The sequence below is a fragment of the Mycolicibacterium vinylchloridicum genome (assembly GCF_013404075.1).
Classification (GTDB): domain Bacteria; phylum Actinomycetota; class Actinomycetes; order Mycobacteriales; family Mycobacteriaceae; genus Mycobacterium; species Mycobacterium vinylchloridicum.
The window spans coordinates 1-18,856 of record NZ_JACBJQ010000031.1 but is presented as its reverse complement, the minus strand read 5'-3'; the positions used below and the strand labels follow the sequence as shown (position 1 = coordinate 18,856).

General features: G+C 63.1%; 13 protein-coding genes. 9 read left to right on the top strand and 4 right to left on the bottom strand.

Annotated elements, in window-relative coordinates; translation table 11 throughout:
• Positions 1 to 2: 2 nt before the first annotated feature.
• Entirely contained in the window at positions 3 to 1,226 is a 1,224-nt protein-coding gene (locus HPC46_RS22895; protein ID WP_407665549.1) for a CynX/NimT family MFS transporter, read from the bottom strand.
• Between the two features lie 49 nt (positions 1,227 to 1,275).
• Between HPC46_RS22895 and HPC46_RS22890 the strand changes: the two genes are divergently transcribed.
• The 3 genes from HPC46_RS22890 (at position 1,276) to HPC46_RS22880 (ending at position 6,158) form a co-directional block, all read left to right on the top strand.
• Positions 1,276 to 1,965: a FadR/GntR family transcriptional regulator gene (locus HPC46_RS22890; RefSeq protein ID WP_179474187.1), complete on the top strand. Its 690-nt coding sequence runs from the start codon at positions 1,276 to 1,278 to the stop codon at positions 1,963 to 1,965.
• A 138-nt stretch (positions 1,966 to 2,103) separates the two neighbouring features.
• Positions 2,104 to 5,082: an NHL repeat-containing protein gene (locus tag HPC46_RS22885; protein WP_179474185.1), complete on the top strand. Its 2,979-nt coding sequence runs from the start codon at positions 2,104 to 2,106 to the stop codon at positions 5,080 to 5,082.
• A 14-nt stretch (positions 5,083 to 5,096) separates the two neighbouring features.
• Positions 5,097 to 6,158 carry a YHYH protein gene (locus HPC46_RS22880; RefSeq protein ID WP_179474183.1) on the top strand — a complete coding sequence of 354 codons (1,062 nt, stop codon included), beginning with the start codon at positions 5,097 to 5,099 and terminating at the stop codon, positions 6,156 to 6,158.
• Here the strand turns inward: HPC46_RS22880 and HPC46_RS22875 are convergent, their stop codons facing one another.
• The 3 genes from HPC46_RS22875 to HPC46_RS22865 all read right to left on the bottom strand — a co-directional run bounded on the left by HPC46_RS22875 (position 6,159) and on the right by HPC46_RS22865 (position 8,337).
• Positions 6,159 to 6,548: a VOC family protein gene (locus HPC46_RS22875; protein WP_179474181.1), complete on the bottom strand. Its 390-nt coding sequence runs from the start codon at positions 6,546 to 6,548 to the stop codon at positions 6,159 to 6,161. It lies immediately after the preceding gene.
• Positions 6,549 to 6,838: 290 nt separating this feature from the next.
• Positions 6,839 to 7,723: a nucleotidyl transferase AbiEii/AbiGii toxin family protein gene (locus tag HPC46_RS22870; RefSeq protein WP_179474179.1), complete on the bottom strand. Its 885-nt coding sequence runs from the start codon at positions 7,721 to 7,723 to the stop codon at positions 6,839 to 6,841.
• Positions 7,720 to 8,337, bottom strand: coding sequence for a type IV toxin-antitoxin system AbiEi family antitoxin domain-containing protein (locus HPC46_RS22865; protein ID WP_179474177.1), 618 nt, complete (start codon positions 8,335 to 8,337; stop codon positions 7,720 to 7,722). The genes HPC46_RS22870 and HPC46_RS22865 overlap by 4 nt, the downstream gene beginning before the upstream one ends.
• 180 nt (positions 8,338 to 8,517) lie before the next feature.
• Here HPC46_RS22865 and HPC46_RS22860 point away from each other — a divergent pair, with 180 nt between their 5' ends.
• The 6 genes from HPC46_RS22860 (at position 8,518) to HPC46_RS22835 (ending at position 18,282) form a co-directional block, all read left to right on the top strand.
• Positions 8,518 to 11,388 (top strand): NACHT domain-containing protein, encoded by a 2,871-nt coding sequence (locus HPC46_RS22860; protein WP_179474175.1) that lies wholly within the window; start codon positions 8,518 to 8,520, stop codon positions 11,386 to 11,388.
• Between the two features lie 341 nt (positions 11,389 to 11,729).
• Positions 11,730 to 11,921 carry a hypothetical protein gene (locus HPC46_RS22855; protein ID WP_179474173.1) on the top strand — a complete coding sequence of 64 codons (192 nt, stop codon included), beginning with the start codon at positions 11,730 to 11,732 and terminating at the stop codon, positions 11,919 to 11,921.
• Between the two features lie 711 nt (positions 11,922 to 12,632).
• The gene (locus tag HPC46_RS22850) at positions 12,633 to 12,878 is read left to right on the top strand and encodes an integrase catalytic domain-containing protein (protein ID WP_179474171.1); all 246 of its coding nucleotides are present in this window, start codon (positions 12,633 to 12,635) and stop codon (positions 12,876 to 12,878) included.
• Between the two features lie 194 nt (positions 12,879 to 13,072).
• A complete protein-coding gene (locus tag HPC46_RS22845) occupies positions 13,073 to 13,945 on the top strand; it encodes a tetratricopeptide repeat protein (protein WP_179474169.1) in 873 nt (290 codons plus the stop codon).
• A 319-nt stretch (positions 13,946 to 14,264) separates the two neighbouring features.
• The gene (locus HPC46_RS22840) at positions 14,265 to 15,602 is read left to right on the top strand and encodes a hypothetical protein (RefSeq protein ID WP_179474167.1); all 1,338 of its coding nucleotides are present in this window, start codon (positions 14,265 to 14,267) and stop codon (positions 15,600 to 15,602) included.
• Positions 15,603 to 17,439: 1,837 nt separating this feature from the next.
• Positions 17,440 to 18,282, top strand: a complete 843-nt coding sequence (locus HPC46_RS22835) for a response regulator transcription factor (protein ID WP_325096737.1) — start codon at positions 17,440 to 17,442, stop codon at positions 18,280 to 18,282.
• Positions 18,283 to 18,856: the final 574 nt, after the last annotated feature.

Below are 18,856 nucleotides of genomic sequence, written 5' to 3'. Positions count from 1 at the left end.
GCTCAGACGTAGCGGTTGCGGCCCGCCAGCACGCCCAGCACGATCTGCACCGCATACACAGCCAGCACCATGATGAACGGTACGGTCCACCCGCCCGTCACAGCATGGAGCGTCCCGAACAGGAACGGGCCGACGCCGGCCAATAGGTAGCCGTAACCCTGTGCCATGGCTGACAACTGAACGGTGTCCTGCGGCGTGCGAGAGCGCAAGGCGATCACGGTGAGGGCCAACGAGAACACGCTCATGCCGATGCCGACCAGGACACTCCACAACAGCGGGCTGTAGTCCGGGGCGACCAGCAGGCCCACCACCCCGGCGACACCGCACGCGCCCAGCGCGGCGATCCAGCCACTCTGGTGCGCCGAGCGCGCCGCCATCGGCGCGAGGATCAGGCTGATGGGCACCGCGATCACCGAGAGCAGCCCGACGAGCAAGCCCGCGGATGTCTTGTCGACGCCGTTGTCGATGAACACTTCGGGCAGCCAGCCCATCATGATGTAGGCCAGCATCGACTGCGTTCCGAAGAACAGCGTCACGGTCCAGGCCAGCCGATTCCGCAACAGCGACCGGTGCTCGCCCGACCCGGCGACGTCCTGGGTGCCGCCGCCGACGTGGCGCACGGCGATCAGCCACGCCAGCAGCGCGACGATGGCCAGCACCGCCCAACTGCTCAATGCCGGTCGCCAGCCACCGAAGACGTTCTCGAGCGGCGGTGTGACCGCAGAGCCCAGCGCACCGCCGCCCTGGAGGGCGGCGGTATAGATGCCCGTCATCAGTCCGAGTTGGGTGGGGAACGCCTGCTTGATCACCACCGGGATCAGGACGTTGATGACCGCGATTCCCGCCGTCGCCACCAATGTTCCGCCGATGACGACATAGGGGCCGTCGAGCACTCGGACAAGAAGGCCCGCAATCAAGATGGCCAGCGCCATGCTGATCGAGCGGCCCAGCCCGAACCGGCGAGACAATGTCGCCGCCGCCAGACCGGCTCCCGCGAAACATAATCCGGGCAAAGTGGTCAGCACACCGGCCCAGATCGCGGACGCACCGAGTGCTCGCTGCATATCGCCGAGGACGGGCCCGACACTGGTGACCGCGGGGCGCAGGTTGAGGGCGGTGAGCACCACGGCGACGATCAGGACTCCGCCGGCGGCGACCCGGCCGGCGGGCGGCACTTCGACGCAACCCTCCAATTCGAGGCTCAGGTCGTGCTCGTAGCGACTCACCGAGCTATCCTGCCATACATCCCATGATCGGATGAAAAGGGTTTTCCGGATGCCGCTCGCCGCCGCACGCCCCGCCGGGCTGGTCGACCACGCCATCGACCAGCTGCGACTGTCCATCACGTCGGGTGAATGGCCGGTCGGAACGCGAATCCCGACCGAACCGGGCTTGGCCGCCGCCCTCGGGGTCGGACGCAACACCGTCCGGGAGGCCGTCCGCGCGCTGGCACACAGCGGGATCCTGGAGGTCCGCCGGGGTGATGGCACCTATGTCCGCGCCACCAGTGAGATCTCCGGCGCGCTGAGCCGGATGTGCGGATCGAGACTGCGCGAGGTGCTTCAGGTCCGCCGATGCCTGGAGGTCGAGGGCGCCCGGCTGGCGGCGGCAGCCCGCACCGAAGACGATGTCGTCGAGCTCCGCGAGCTCCTCAACTGCCGAGACGACCAGCACGGCGCCGCCGACTTCTCGCGCGCCGATGCCGACCTACATTTCGCTGTGGTCCGGGCGTCGCACAACACCGTGCTCATCGAGCTGTACCGCGGATTGACCGAGGCGGTGGCCGACAGTGTCGCCATCACCAGCACGATGGACCCCCACGTCGATCACACGGATCTGATCGAAGCGATCGCCGCCCAAGACGCCGACCGCGCCGGCCGCGAAGCCGGCGGCTTCCTCGACGCGCTCATCGGTGAACTTCCAGAAAAGGCCGATTTGAATTCACATGAATTCCGTCGCGGTTGAATCCGCATTGCGGAACATTTCGCATTAAGTCCGCATTGCGGATCAAAATAACGGCGAGTCGGTTCCAACTTTCGCACACGCAAATTCCTAAAATTGGTGCAACCTGTGAATTTGCTGTTTGCCGGAAGGGCCGAACCGATGGATCAGTCCAGCACGTATTCCTGGCTTGGAATGGGCGCACTCAGTCTCGGTGTGGGCGCGGCGCTGGCCGGTGCGGCGCTGACCGGCGGGGCGGGTGTCGCCACCGCCGACACCGCAACCGGCGCGACGGCATCGCACGCGGCCAGGCTAAAACCCGGCACCAAAACCGCTGGGAAGAAACCGGTCTCGACAACACGGTCGGCCAAGAAGGCGGCAGCCGGCAAGGCCGCCGAGAGACCGGCCCGAATTGTCGCCGAAAGGACCAGCGCACCAAAGCCTTTCAAACTCCCGTCGGCTTCGGCGCTGCCGGTGTGGCAGCCGGGCTTGGTCGCCGGAGCCATCTATTCGATCTTCGTGTCGAACGGCACTGCGGATCACCCGAACGCGGGGTTGTTGGTCGGCAACGGCTATAGCTACAGCTCCACCGATGTGCAGTGCACCGGGATCGTGAAGTGCAACGGCGGCCACGGTGGCCTGCTGCTCGGGTCCGGCGGCAATGGGTACAACGGCGGCAACGGCGGCAACGCCGGACTGTTCTTCGGCAGCGTGTTCAAACCCGGTGACGGCGCCGGTGGCGCTGCGGGCTGCATGGGTCCCGCCTGCGACGCCGGGCATGGTGGCAACGCGATGCTGTTCGGAAACGGCGGGGCCGGCGGCAACGGCACGGATGCCGTGTACGACAGCACAACCGGGTTCTTGGTGTCGGCGGCCACCAACGGTGGGCGCGGCGGCAACGGCGGGCTGTTGGTGGGCAACGGCGGCAGCGGCGGATACGGCGGCGCCGACAACGGCAACGTGAATTGGTTTGGTGCGACGGCCGGTAACGGCGGCAATGGCGGCAACGCAGGCCTGCTCTCGGGTAACAGCGGCGGCGGCGGTGTCGGCGGCTACGTCTCCTTCGCGGTGAACGGCTATGCCACCGGGGGCAATGGCGGCAACGGTGGCTTGACCGGACTTTTCGGGAACGGTGGCGCCGGCGGTGGTGGCGGTGCGGCCACCCAGAACTGGGACGGCATCGATGCCGACGGCGCGGCGGGCACCGCGACGGGCGGCAACGGCGGTAACGGTGGCCGAGGCGGCCTACTGGCCGGTGCCGGCGGTGCCGGCGGAAGTGCTTGGGAAGGCGTGGTATTCAGCGCCTACGGTGCCGCGGTGGCCGGCAACGGCGGGGCCGGTGGCGACAGCACGGTCGGCCCCGGCGGCAATGGCGGGACCGGCGGTGGCGGCGCCTCGGCCAACATCGGCGATGCGGGCGAGGGCTCGTCGGGAACGGGCACCGCCACAGGCGGTTCGGGTGGCCGGGGCGGTTCGGTGTTGTTCATCGGCCGGGCCGGCGACGGCGGCAACGCCGATCTGCCGTTCGCGGGCAACGGGGCAATCAATCAGGGCGAGGGCGTGGCGATCGCCGGTCACGGTGGCGACGGCGGTGACAGCGGCATTTTCGGTGACGGGATCACCGGCGGCACAGGAGGAGCCGGTGGCGCAGGCGGGTCGGCGATCGCCAACCAATCGGCGACGGGCGGGAACGGCGGCGACGGCGGTCGTGGCTCGATCGGTGCCGCGGGCGGCGCAGGCGGCGCAGGCGGCTATGGGGAGTCGTTGGTCAGCAGCACGGCAACGGCGACCGGCGGCGACGGCGGCGACGGCGGCCGGGCGGGCGCCCTCGGACGCACCGGAGGGGTGGGTGGTGTCGGCGGTGCTGCGAAGGCCGACGGCGCGGGCGCGGCGGCAGGCGGTGCCGGCGGGCAGGGCGGCGCGGGCGCGCTGTTGGCCGACGGTGGCGCAGGCGGTTTCGGCGGCAACGCCGCCACCGGCTCGGCGAGCGGTGGCGATGGCGGCAACGCGACGGCCGGAGCCGGCGGTGACGGTGGTGCGGGCGGCGCATTCGCGACCGGCGGGGCCGGCGGATTCGGCGGCAACAGCAGCGTCTACACGACCGACGCCGGCACCGATTCGGTGAGCACCGGCGGGGACGGCGGGGACGGCGGCGCAGCCGGCCTCGGCGGGCTCGCCGGCGATGGCGGCAACGGCGGCAGTGCCGGCGCCGCAGGATCCAGCGGCGCTGCCGTCACCCGTGTCGTCGGTGCGGGCGGAGCGGGCGGTGCCGCGGGGTCGACGTTCTTGGTGTCGACGATCGACGTCGGCGGCTTCCTGGGCGGGGTGGGCGCGGCCGGCGCCGGCGGCAGCAACGCGGGCAACATCTACCTCGCCGATTTCCTCGGGACACTCCCCTACATCACTCCCACCGGCAGCGTCGTCACCACCATCACAGTGGGCAACAGCCCAAATGGCGTGGCGGTCGGCCCAACTGGTGACATCTACGTCACCAACAGCGGCGACAACACGGTGTCGTGGCTCGACTCCGACGGCAATGTCATCGACACCATCACCGTCGGCAACAGCCCGAGCGCGGTTGCGGTCAGCTCGACCGGCTTTGTCTACGTTGCCAACAACATGGACGGCACCGTGTCGGTGATCAATCCGGCCGGCAACGTCGTCAACACCGTCACGGTCGGCGACAGCCCGAGCGGCGTTGCAGTCAGCGCCGGCGGCAATGTCTACGTCACCAACTACAACAGTGGCACAGTGTCGGTGCTCAACGCCGCCGGCTCGGTCGTCGACACGATCACCGTCGGCCCCAATCCACAAGGGATAGCAGTCAGTTCGACCGGCTACGTCTACGTCACCAACAGCGGGGCCGACACGGTGTCGGTGATCAACCCCGCGGGCAACGTCGCCAAGACCATCACCGTCGGCCCCAATCCGCAAGGCGTGGCGGTCAGTTCGACCGGCTACGTCTACGTCACCAACGGTGGGGCGGGGACGGTGTCGGTGATCAATACCGACGGGGTGGTCATCAACAACATCGATATCAGCGCCTTCGCGTACGGGGTCGCGATCAGCCCCACCGGCGACAACGAAGGCAATGTCTACATCACCTCGCTGTCGGGGGTGGTGTCGGTGATCAGCGCATAAATCGAAGGGAAGACATGATGATTCGCAGTAAGAGCGCGGTCGCTGCGCTGTTCGCCGGAGTGTTGGTGGCAGCCACCTCAGCGGCAACGCCGGCGTCCGCGGTGGCGCCGGTTTCGGTGGGCAACTCTGCACCGAATCTGAGCATCTTCACACCTCAGAAGGGCGGTATTTATGTTGGGGGCCAACTGTTCTCGGTGGTCATCCCGCCGGGAACCACGTTGCAGACCAGCACCCTGCCGTGGGTGGATGCGGCAAGCAATTCGATTGTGATCGCCAAGCTGCCGACGGTGGCGGGAAGCGTATCCGCCAAGGACATCGATCCGCGCGGCAGCGTCTTCAAGGTCACCTCGGACAAGAACTATCGGTACTTCAAAGGCAACGGTCTGCCCAGCACGCCGATGGGCAAATTCGGCCCCGTGCAATCCGGCACTCCGGCCTATCCGTATTACGCGGGCGCTCCCGGTGGTACCAACACGACACCTGGCACCCCCGGATTCGGCCAGCCGTATCCGAATGCCGCCGCTATCGGAATTTCGCCGTACAACCTCGACATCAAAGTGCCGATGGCACCCAAGTACCTCAGCACTCCGCAACCGATCCAATACCTGATCACCGGCGTCACGCTGACCGGCACGGTGTGGCACGCCGAAATTGCGAATGCGTCCACCAATGCCTGGTACAACCCGATTTCAATTCTGCCGTTGGACCAATGCTTCGGACATCCCTACAGCCAGCAGTACCACCTGCATGCGTTCTCGTGGAAGTGCCTGCCCAACGGGACCAGCGGTCCGTCACCGCTGCTCGGCTACGCGCTGGACGGGTTCGGCATTTACGGACCGCGCGGCGCCGACGGCAAGGAGATCAAAAACGCCCAGCTGGATGAATGCCATGGCATGACGTCGCCGGTGATGTGGAACGGCAAGATCCAGAACATCTACCACTACGTGCTCAACAGCGAGTACCCGTACTCCGTGGGCTGCTTCCGCGGTGTGGTCGACCCGGCGAATGTGGCCAATACCGTGGTGCCCACGCTGGGCCAGCCGATGGCCGCGAGCATGCCCGGTATGGGTCACTAGTCAGTCGTCGTAGTAGCGGGCCTCGATGACGTTGCCGTCCGGGTCCGGGAAGTACATGCCCTCTGGCCCCCATCCGCGAGCACCGAAGGTGGGGGCCAGCCGGTCACTGGTGTCGATGCCCTCGGCCTGCAGGCGCTGATCGAGTGCGTCGTATTCGGCTTTGGTCATCGCCACGCACACGTGGTTGACCCGGTGGCCGGCTATGTCATCGGCGGTGTCGATGAGCGCCAGGTCGATGATCGAGTCCTCGGAGACCCGCACACTGGGGAACGGCGCGTCGCCGGCTGTGAACTGCTCGAAGCGGACAGGCGCGAGGCCGACGACGCGGGTGTAGAAGTCCATGGCGGCGGCGGGATCCTTGACCCACAAGACGACGTGGTCGAGCCGCATGACGCGAAACCTTACCGATGGTGGGCGCGGACGGTATCGAACCGCCGACCGCTGGTGTGTAAATGGCTTTTTGACGTATCTCTGTCGTCTCGTCTGGTACATTCTCGTCGGATCCACGCAGGTCAGCGCGTCGCATTGGTTTCACAGCGTCGAGGGCATGTCGCCCGTTTTTGCGCGTCTTGGCACACTCTCGGCACACCGGGGGTCACTATTGTCGTCGGTGCGCTGCGGGTGACCTTCCGCCTATCGAGGCTGATTGGCCGGACTTGCATGCTGTGGGTTTGAAGGCGCTACGGCTCGTTGCGTGCGGCCTCTATCCGCGCAACGAATCGTTGCACGACCTCTGCAGCCTCTTCCGCAGTCGGGGCAAGTTCGAGGTGGTCCAGCCCCTCCAGCGCACCCGAGTAGATAGCCGGCCAGTGCGCGAGCGCCGCCACAGTTGGCGGCCACAAATGCTGCGCGCGCGCTTCGAATACGGCAATGCACGCGCTGCGCGTTGACGAAAGTTCGGTATGTGGCAGCAGCCCTTCGAGGAGCTGCAAGTCCACCAAATCGTGAGCGCGGTCGTTGACCCTGCCCCCTCCAAGTTCTGCGGTGACCGCGTGGAGTTTTTGCGCGATCTGCCACGGAACGGTCATGCACGGCACGGATACCAGCGCGGGCCCCCCGACAAGGCCCAGGGCGTCAGATGTGAGGACGTCGAACTGGTCGGTGTTGCCAGACTCGACGGTCGAGACCTCGATCGGAACAGATGCGAAAGGCTTGCCGTGGTAGTTCAGTTTCGCTGTGAATCGGCGCGGCTTCACCGGCATGCCGGGAACGTCGATCTCCTCGGGGACGGTGAAGATCGCGGTGAACCCTTCCCAGCCTGTCTCGCCCGCCTCGGCCAGCCGCTCGTGTACTTCCTCAATGTCGAGTCGTGCGACAGTGTCGAAGTCTTTGGAGGTCCGCGAATCGGGGATCCCCCGCCGCATTTCCAACGATGATCCACCCTTGACCAACAGCAGCGGAGCACCGCTGTCATCGGTGAGTATCGCCGCGAATTGCGCGACAACGACCATCGCGACGTGGCGCTGCAATCTGCCAAACACCACACCTTGCCGTTGCGCTGCCTGCGTGAGCCGATCACGCAATGAGCGCAGGTTCGTCGGCGGTGACGAATACGGCTGGTTCACGCCGACGCCCCCTTAGTGCGCACGCCGGGACCGTGTCCATTGAGCGCGGCGCGTAGCTCAGCGGCTGGCGCACGACGAAGCGTGCCCTGCGCTTCGGCCCGGTCGATCGCAGTCCGAAGCTGATAGGGATCAGTGCCCGTGTCCAGGCAGTCTTTGATGGTGCGCACAACCGTCGTGACGGGTATGGCGTCGACCGAGGTGATGTCGGCTGCCTGAAGGTCGCGGCGGTGAAGCCGGTACAGCCCACTCCCGGCTGCACGTGGATGGTTATCACGTGGGACAGTGAGGTGAATGCGCGAAGGGTTGACGTCAGCAAGAGCGTGAAGCGCTAGAGCCGACTCATGCGAGATGACACCGCGACCTAACGTCCACGCCACGGCAGCAGCAAGATCGTCGTGCTCACCGCGCGGCAGAACGGGCACCCGATACACACCACGGCCGGCGCGCTCAAGACGGCCGCGCGCTGTCAGAAGCCGAAGCTGTACCGGGTCGACACCGATATCACGCGCATCGCGCGTCGTGACGTAGCCATGCTGCTCGGCGGCAAGCTCAACAAGCCGATCCCAGATTGCCATGTGCGCAATCGTATCAAATGGATACGATTGCGCACACAAGTTACGGTCGCGTCCTACTGGCTGCCCGATGCGGCCCTGACACGGCAGATGTACCGGCCGCCGCGCCGGTGGCGTCGTTCGCGACAGTGTCACTCTTCCTGCGAGACAATGAGCCACATCGTCATTCGAACGCTCCGACTCACCACACCCGATCACCCATGCACGACCGCTGGATAACCCATGCACGACTACCAGCTTGAAGAGCTCAGCCCACGTGGCTTCGAGCAGCTCGCTGTCGCGCTCGCCCTGAAAGTGATCGGGGCCGGCCTTCAGGTATACGGCTCTGGCCCCGACGGGGGGCGCGAAGCCACGTTCGACGGCCGAATCGACTGGGCGGCCAGCGGCGATGACGATGCGGCCTGGAACGGCTATACGGTCGTTCAGGCCAAACAGTGCGAACACCCCTCCGAGGACCCGCACCGAAACCTCGCGTGGCTCAAGCCGCATCTGCGCAAGGAGATCGACGCGTGGATGGAGCCCGAGAGCCCACGCAGCCGATTTCCCAACAACCTGCTGATCATTACCAACGCGCGGCTGTCGTCGGGAGACCCGGCCGGCGGCATCGACCAAGTCGAGCGCTTCGCCGCGGAACTCCTGGAACGTAAGTACGGGCCACCGGATAGACCAAAGACGCCGCGCGGCCGCGGTCTACGCAACATCAAGTTCTGGCATCGCGATTACCTCAACGCCGCGATCACGGTCAGCGACAGCATCCGCCACGCATTTCCAGCCCTGCTCACCGCCGGCGACATCCTGCACCGAATCCAGCAATTGAGCGGGCAGGACCGACTGCCGGGTGTGGTCGACCCGCAGCTCTTCGCCAAGGTTCTGGTCGATCATGCCCAAACCACACTGGGGACGCAGCGCTGGATCCGCTTCGACGAAGCTGGCCACGACGACTCCGACAAGCAGTCAATCGAGCGCGTCGTCGTCAATCTGCCCGCGCGGGACCAGTACAACGAGCGCACCAACATACTGCGGCCCGTACTGGCCCGCGGCGATGACGTTCTACGCCAATCAGTGTGGCTGTCCGACGAGCCTGATCAGCCCCCGCCACCGCGGCACCTCGTCATCACCGGCGCCCCCGGAAACGGCAAGAGCACGCTGGCCAAATACATCACGCAGGTCTACCGCGCCGCATTCACAAAAAACGAGGTCAACGAGCCCACCATCGCAAACCTGATCACCAGCACCGACTCTTCGCTCAAACGGCTAAGCCTGCGGCCGCCCAGGTCGGCCCGCTGGCCGCTGCGGGTCGACCTCGCCCCGATGGCCGAGGCCATGGGGCCCGACGACGGCGGCCCCACACTGCGGCGCTGGCTGTGCCGCCTGATCAATCACGCCGCCAACGTCGACGTCAATCCCGCCACTCTCGATGACTGGCTTAAGGCTTGGCCCTGCGTCCTGATCTTCGATGGCCTCGATGAGGTCACCCAAGTCAGGGCGCGCCAGCGAGTGCTGAGCGAGATCACCGCGCTGGTGGAAAAGGCCGATGCCAACGACGCCGACCTGTTCATCGTCGTGACCACACGCCCCACCGGCTACACCGAGCAGCTCCTGCCCGAGCACTTCGGCCAGGTGGATCTCGACGACCTGCTTCCGAAGGAAGCTGAAGCCTACGCACACCTGGTCACGCAGCAGCGCTACCACGACGACCCCGAGCGCGGAGAAGCAGTCCTGGTCGCCTTCAAGGCTGCACTGGCCAACCCCGGCTCCGAGCGACTGCTGAAAACCCCACTGCAGGTGCTGATCTTGACCGTCATCGTCGCCAGCTCAGGAGGCCTACCGGCCAACCGATACCTGCTCTTTTGGACCTACTACGAAACGGTGTTTCGGCGCGAAGCCGCCAAGCCAACCACCTATCGGGACTTTTTCACCAACCATCGCGCCGACATCACCGAACTACACCAAGAGGTCGGGTTCCTGCTGCAAGTCCAGTGCGAAGCCACGTTCGAGACACGCGGTCTCATGCCGCGAACGAAACTGCGTGAGTTGGCGAAAGAGCGGCTTCTGGCCGTAGGACACGGCATCGCAGCCGCCAACGAGCTCGCCGCCCGCATGATCGAGGTCGCCACCAAACGACTTGTGCTGCTGGGACCCGACGAGGGAGACACCGTCTCATTCGATGTGCGCAGCCTGCAGGAACTCATGGCCGGGTGTGCCCTTGTCGACGGCAGCGACGACCTGATCCGACACAACTTGATCACCACCGCGGCCAGCCCGCACTGGCGCAACACCTGGTTGTTCGCCGCCGGGCGGCTCTACACCGGAGGCGATCACCATCGCGCCCTGGTTCTCGATATCGTCGCCCGCTGCGACCAAACAGGCCACTGGCCAGGCTGGCTGTATCGCGCCGCACCCGAACTGGCCGCCGACGTCCTCGAAGACGGCGTCGCCGCAACACGACCCAACGACCAACGCCGGCTCATCGAACTGGCATTGGGCAGCCTCGACGGGCCCGTACCGGAGGACACCAAGGCCATCGCACGCGGCCTATCCGCGGCGGCCAAGAGCCCCGAGCACAAATTCGTGATCCGCGACGCGCTGCGAGATGCAGTGAACAGCAACGGTGTTCGCCAGTCGGTGGCCGCCAATCTGCTGTATTTTGGCAAGTTCGGCTCGCAAATCCCCGGACTGCCCGAAGGTATGAGCCGCTACGTCGACATGTGGCGATACAAGCATCCGACCGGAGCCAAGGTGAAAGTCGGCCAGCTACTGCGCGAGGCCCTAGCCCGGTCCGGCGCCGGCGAGGACTATCCCGCTCGCGAGCTCGTCGACGAGGCCTTGGCTGAATGCGACCAGCTCGTGCTGCGGCGCACAGCCTCCGGTGATCTATGGTCAGTGTCCTCAGGGAAGGTCTTCAACTGCGCGGAACTGCACACAGCGCTGAACGACCCAGAGGCTACAGTGTTGCTCGAAATCGCTTTGGACGCATTGCAACCTGAGGACTGGGCAGCGCGTTCGATGCTGGCGCGGGCCTACTGGCCGGCGGCCGCCCGTCGACCCATCGGATCACAATTGCGCTCAACGACGACCGACCCCACGTCCTAGGGCCGCCGCGCGGCCTGTGGGAAAACACCTTTGACGAACCTGCCAATCGAAGCGGTGGCGACGTCTGGGTTATGAGCTACGCACCGGGCGTTTTCGTCGCCACGCCAAATTCCCAAAGTGGTGGTCAATCCGTTGTCTAGGTCCGCTCAGTACCGCCGGGCCCCATACTTTTTGGGGTGTTTCGCAGCGTTGTGTTCCCAAAAGCGTTCCCAAATCTGGCCTCGCTCAGCCCGCATCGGCCTCGGCGGCCATCCGCGTTTTCGAACCCAGGACCTGCTGATTAAGAGTTAGGCGCTCAGGCCGAGACAGACCCAGAGTGATCGCCGCGGCACACTAGAGGAATGGGTATGAGGCCCGAGGGTTCGGCTGCGCTCGCGGCGATCGCGGAGGCCATCGCAGCTCAGCTCGACCAGATCGACTACGGGCGGAAGCTGGCGGAGCAGGGCATCACGCCCGTCTCGCTAGACGAGCACGGCCGGATGATCGAGACGCGCCGCGACGGCACGACGACGGAGATCGACACGCCCCGGTAGTCGACGCCAAATCAGTCAGCCACATTGAAGATCTCGCAACTGGTCGGGGCGGCGGCAGCGAAGGGGTCTAGGTTCCAGGCCGAGCTGGCGGCCACCCACTCCCTAACCTACTCATGTACAGAATTCCGCCAAGAAATGGCGGACGGCAATTTCCGGTTTGGTGGCGAATCCGATAACTAGGAAGTTGTTCAGATCTTGATCAGCCGCAGGTGGCGTCACTCATGCACCGACCCGCCGCTGGGTGGCGAAAATCAAGTATCTCGATTCCGGCCCGACAGCCACACTCTTCTTCTCCAGCCGCCGCCGGTCGTCGCTTCTCCGGGTTCGTGCGATTCTCAACTAGTTCCAGACCGGGCACGCGGAAACCACTACTTGACAGCGTGATCCACCCATACGCGCCGTCGAGTCGGGTGCGTCTAATGTGTCACCGTCACGCAAGTGCCGCTAAGCAAGGCGCCACGCCAAAAACCAGCCCAGTGTCTTCGTGATGGGCGCATCCGCGGGCTATTCACGGCCGATACGCGTTCTGACGCAGTGGCGTGCCAATCAAGCTGTACCCAGAAGATTCGATGCCGTTCATGGATAATCTACATTATCCATGAAATATGCCAGTGATATCTGGCGCGTGCGACCGCTACCCTTTGCTATACCTCGACTTCCAATTCGACTCGACCATCGATGACAATGCTGTCAAGTTCGCGTCGATGTTCGATGAACACCCGGGGAGTCCTGCTGAATCTGGTGGAGCACTCGATCACCGGCAAAGCGCTCGTCGAGGAGTTTAAAAAGATGTTCGCCGCCCGCGGTGGACCGCCGAAGGTGCTGCGTTTGAACAACGGTTCGGAGATGGTCTCTCAAGCGCTGCAACGGTTCTGCGACGATAAGACCGGGATAGTGCACATCCCGCCGGGGTGGGAGGTGGTGAAACCGTTGCCACCGCCCCCCACGAGGTGGTGATCGGGTGGTCATGGTTGGGTATAAAACGCGACTGGGTGAGGAACGTTCAGGACCGTGTTGACATTTACCGGAGGCGATGGCCCGGTATAGCGGACCCGTTAATCGGCCTTTGACCCGCCCTGACCGCGAAACGTCTGTCATGATGCGGGCGATACAGACCTAACAGGCTGGTGCGAAACGACAGAGGAGCGGGCATGGCAAATCCGTCACCACATGACGGTACCTTTGGGAAATGGGTAATGATCGGTGTCGTCATCGTTCTAGTGGGCTGTGGGGCTTGGTATGCGTGGGGGTACTTTCAAGCTAAAGGACAACTGGCCGCAATTTCGACCCGGGATAATGACCACTCGACGTCCGCACCGAGCAATACTGCGGGGCTTACGCTCGACGCCGCAACGCCAAGTCAGTTTGATGCAGACAGCAACTTTACGGATGCCGAAAGACAGCAATGGGCAGTTGAACAGCTGCAAGCACCCAGCCGGGATCCTGATTACCCAAATATGACCGTTCTGGAAGCGGCCCATCAACGCTTGAATGCAAACCTAAAGAAAAACAATCGTATGCCGCTTGAGGAACTTACCGGCTCCCAGCTCGTAGAGCCGGCGCTGTCTAATACCGCTAACGAGTCGAATCTCCTGCGGACCCTTGTAGTCGCAGCTGCTGCGTATGCTAAGGATTTGCCAACTGCAAAGAAAATGCTTGCAGCAGCTTATGATAACGTAATCCTTGATAATCCACATGCGTACGTAATGAAGAGTTTTGGCAAAACCTTCACACTGTCACGTACCGAACGCCGCCAACAAGATGTCCAGGTAACCTTTACTTCGCAAGATATCTCGAAAATCACAGGACAAATGGTTGAGTTTGCGACTCCGGTCGACCCGACCGCCGCCACCCCTTCTCGCATTACCTTACAAATGGATACTCAAGATTTAAGCGGTCGTCCTCTTACGGAAGAACAAGAAAGCTTTATCAATAATCGGTGGGTGATAACAAGCCCTGCTGTTACTTCCTCCGACGCAGGATGGATTGAACCGACTAAGCTCTCCAGTGCGCAGCCCAAGTAATTGAACGGACTGGCCTGACCCCGATCGGTTTGGCGTTTTTCCCGTGATTGAGACCGGGAGATCTGTACCCGTGTTGTTGGGTCCACTGTTGTCAGAGTTGAGGGCAGAGTGATCTTCGGGAGGTCACATGCCTCGCCAGTACTCGTCGCCGGTACGCCGGCAAATCATTGCGCGGCTGCGATCAGGTGAACCGGTAGCCTCCGTCCTGGGTGATCCGCCCCGGCGTGTCAGAGAGCCTCCCGACACGCCGGGGCGGATCATTACGCTCAAGCACCGAAGTGGAGGGCGGGGGTGCCCGCACGATCTGGGAGGATGTTTGATGCGCAGGTTGACCGTTGGCGCGGCGATGGCCCTCGTCACTCTGGTCGGTTGCTCGGGACAGGGAGCGCAGCAGTCCGTGTCGTCAACTGCCAGCACTCAAACTTCGACTGCTTCATCGACGTCCACAGCGCCGGTACGAACCACCCAAGCAGCACTCCCTGTGTCAGGCGACGGCGCCGATCTTCATCTGAACCCAGTCGCTCTCTATGCGGGCTGTACTCCCGGCTTTGTCCACACGACGACGTGGCCGGACAACACCACGTTCGGCCAGCTTTTCAATGCCAAAACTGGTACCAACAGTCGATTCCCTGCACCGACACTTGCCGCAGGTGACGCGTTGGTTGGGTATGCGTGTACCGTCACCGCGACTGACGCCGGTCAACTGCGAATCGTTTACTTCATCACAGCCCGGACGCCGTCGCACGGATTAACCGAAGAATCAACGCATACGGATATTGTTGTCATGGACCCGGCATCGAATACACCGTTGCAAACAAAACCCTACACCGGTCCATATCTTGACGGTGCTGGCCAACAAATGGTGATGTATACCGTTGCCCACGGCTTCGCAGTAGGAAAACTTATCGAGAATGACATAGTTGCTCTCACGATTTATGATGCCGACGGCAACACCCGCAGAACTGTAACTGGAGTTAACGCCGGCCCAACGTTGGACGCCATTTGGCTCTGCTACGACGGATACGCCATTTACCAAAACGGGTCCGGCCTCCACTTCTACGACTTCAATGGAGCAGACGTGGGAATGCTTTCTGACGCATCTGGCCCGAGGCGTGTCGATCATGGATTTCTGGTCGAACGCAACATTTCGAGCAACCCGAGCCCTGACATTCAGCCGGGCCTCTACTACTTTGACATGCGGTCCAAAAAGTCGACCGGTCCCATCGCTCCTTACATCGACTATAATCCAGCCGGTGAGGGGTTTGCTCAGTTACCTAGCGATCGGACCATTTATGGCGAGCGTATTCTCCTTAAGGGCACTCGAGGCGGCGAGGGCAAGTATCTGAAGGTCTTCGATACATCCGAGATGCGCGTGCTCTTGGACCTGCCGGCTGAAAAGCTGGACGGGCTCAAGATCGACTTAGATAATACGAGTATCGGTGGAGACTTCCTCTACATCACCAACGCGTCGGACAATCCAGTGATTAATTTTCTCAACAGTGAGCAAGTATCATCTGGATGGAAACTTCGGCCGGTCGCGCCTGTTCCAGAGGGATGGGTCATTGTCTTGCCCGACGAACCCGGCTCTGACCTCGAGATGTCGGCGGCTAACTTGCGGCGGGGGCAGAACGGTGCGTACGACGGGCCCTGGTTCTAACCTCCATTTTTCGTCCAAGGTGATGGTGGTGGGACTTCGCGGCGGGATGGGCTATGAGGTCAGTTGCCGTCGACACAGGTGACAGAGATTCGCCTGAGCGAAGCCCGGCTCCGCGACAGCGTGCGCGCTCGAGCACTACGGTCCCGACATCAAGGAACCGGTGGTGCGGGAGTTCTGAAGGCGCGGTAATACTGGCAAATATATTGAGCGTCGGTCTCCGAAACACTCGGAGAGACGTAAAAGTTCATGTTAGTAGGCCAATTGCCCGTGTATATCACATCGGTACATTTTAACGTCTTGTTTGGGATCGCCTCAAATTCTTCTGCGCTGTATGTTTTGTCCTCATCGTCGCACCACACACCAGATAGCTCGGATGCATCGTAGCTGTATTCAGCGTAACTCCCGGCAGGAAAAGGCCAGTCAGCATCCGTCAGGTAGCCGCACCTTTCGACGTGACTCATCAACGGTAAAGGCACAGGTCCTGTGCGGTCGCCCGAGGCGGACGCGGATACCTTCACTCCATCGGCAGAGGACACCGGCGGACTGGCTAATGAGCCATTGCCACACGACACCGATGCAGACCACGCAAGTAAGACGATGAACGCCGTTACGATACGACGATGCTGCTGCATGGTCTCCTCCTGAGCTGCATGGTCTCCCCCCGAAGGGTCTCTCGATCCCGCTGGATAGCTTAGGCGAATCTTCCCAATGACGAACGCCCTCGCGAACACATCGCGTCAACAGCTTCGAAGCCGCCGCACGAACACAGTTGATGAGGCACCCCTGGGTCTGCTGCACGATCAGGTGACAGTTTGACCTGACCTACCGTTTGGGTTCCAAATTCGGTGACTATAGTGACGGCCTATCCACCACTCATTCCGGCAACACACAGGCATGGCGTAACTCGCTTGGGCCGCAACACACACGTAGCTTTAGCCAAAGTCGATGGACTGAGGTCCTCCGCAGTCAGGCACACTACCGGAGGGGCCGACGTACTGTGCGGTGCCATCAATCATGACCATGCAAGTGGCGCCGTTTCCCCAACGCCAGGGCCCGAAGGGGCCAGCCGCCCCGAACCCGCCACGTTGGGCGTAGAACGCACCACTAGGGAACGAAATGCCTAGGCAATACTTGATGCCGCCGTAGTCGGACCGCTGCCCACCGGGACAATAATCTTCGTTTGCGTTCGGTATGTGTGGATCGGGGTCCGCCGACGCGGCGGGGCTGAGAATGAGTGTTGCCGCCGCTGCCATCGCGAGGGCTATTCCGGCTCGAAGCTCAAACATCTGCATCTCCTATCGCTGCCGCGGTCGAGGCAGGGGGCAAACTGTGCGGGAGCCCGTGGCGTGCCGAAACCCGCCGATACCGGCCTTCAGAACATCGCTCTCGCTGGGCCTGAGCTAGCAGGGACTCAGGCATGGAAGACTACCTCGTGGCGGCGAACCGGAGCGGCACCGATGCCGCATAGCGCCGAGATGGCTTGGGAGGGAGTGGGTTCGCCGAGTTCGTCATCCCAGTGGGCAATAGTTGTTTGCGGCATACACAGTAAGTACTAGGTCAATGGCGATGCCAACAAGCCCAACTATGTGGCCCCCATTGTTGGTGGCATTGGTGCTGCGCCGTGGGGGCGTCACAGCTCGTGAAACGCGCCATCCGGAAAGGTTTCAAAACCTCGCCGCGTACCGCCGTGCCCCTGCGCCACAACAGATCCTGCAGCACCGCGGCGATTCGGAACTGCCGCCCACCAGCCATCAGCGGCAGCCACGCCTTCCAATCACCCCAGCGAGTATTGGCCAGACCATCAAGCGGTGCTGCCTACGACCTCGAGGACAACCCGGTGAGCAGCTCGCCCAGAGCCTCACGCAGGCTACTTCTGCCGGACACCGAGGTGATGGTTGGTCGGGAATTCGAGCTACCGTGCGCGTGGGACTCACGAACGACGGTTGACGAAATTGGCGAGCGAGTCGTCAATTCGTCAGCGACGATAGGCTCCGTGGAAGACCAATCGAAGCGGTCGCAGGCGCACCCGATTTGCCGCGTCGGGTTGATCGATGACCACCCCTTGTTTGCACTCGCTCTGGAGCAACTCCTCAACACCGCCGCCGACGTGGAGTGGGTGGGAGCAAGCGCAACCGTCGAGGAAATGTTAAGCGACTATGGGCATGTCGATGTTGCAGTCCTGGACCTACGGCTTGTCGACGGCTCGACACCGTACGACAACGTCGAACATCTCCGCGCACGCGGAGTCAAGGTGCTCGTCTACACCTCAGGCGAGCACCCCGAATTGCTGCGGTCAGCGGCACGAGCGGGCGTTCTCGGGATCGTTCTGAAATCGGAACCCAACGAAGCCGTGCTGAGCGCGATCCGCGCGGTGGTGCGAGAGCAGCCCGTCGTCACTAAAGAGTGGGCGGCGGCGATCGACGGCGATCCTGACCTCGGTACGGTCGATCTCAGCCCCCAGTTACAGCGGGTCCTCACGCGATACGCCTCCGGACAAACGGCCGCGGCCATTGGCCGTGGCCTAGGTATCAGCGTCGAGACCGTCAACGATTACCTCAAAAGGATTCGGCTCAAGTACGCAGAAGCTGGCCGGCCGATCCGATCGAAGCTCGATTTCCCGAAACGCGCGATGGAAGACGGCTTCCTGCCGTACCCCCAACGCGGACAGATCGGTACGTGATCCTCGCCGAACGTGCTGCGGATCCAGTCGCCGATGGCCAACGGATCCGGTCGGCACTAAGCCGATTCATCGGCGGCGGCTACGTTCTGTACTTTCTTGTGTGCCTTCCCGAAATGTCTTCCGATGCAGCAATTGTCGCGTGGTGCTGGACACCCCTTGCGGTGTTGTGTGCGTTTGTCCCGGGCTGGTTGATGCTGGCGGTGACGTTCACGCGATCTCCCCCAGCCGCGATCGCCGTGCTCGCCGCGGCGTGTGGGCTCGGATATCTGACGGCGCTCGCGCTGTGGTTCCTCGCTTGGGATGGCGACACCCTCAACGCCGATCGTGCAACATGGCTGGTCCTCTTTCCTGGTCTAGCGAGTCTGGCTCTCGTGGTCGGGCCGCGGCCACGGCTTGCAGGGCTACACCTCGTGGTTGCCATGGTTGCGGGGTATACGGCCAACCACCGAGCAATGATCAGAACCTGTGGATGACCCTCGGTGGGGCGGCATGAAAGTGGGCGCACCTTCCCGGGGATGATCTGAAGTCCAAGGTTCTCTGATCAAGACCGGCGTTGACGCGCTGGTTGGGAAGG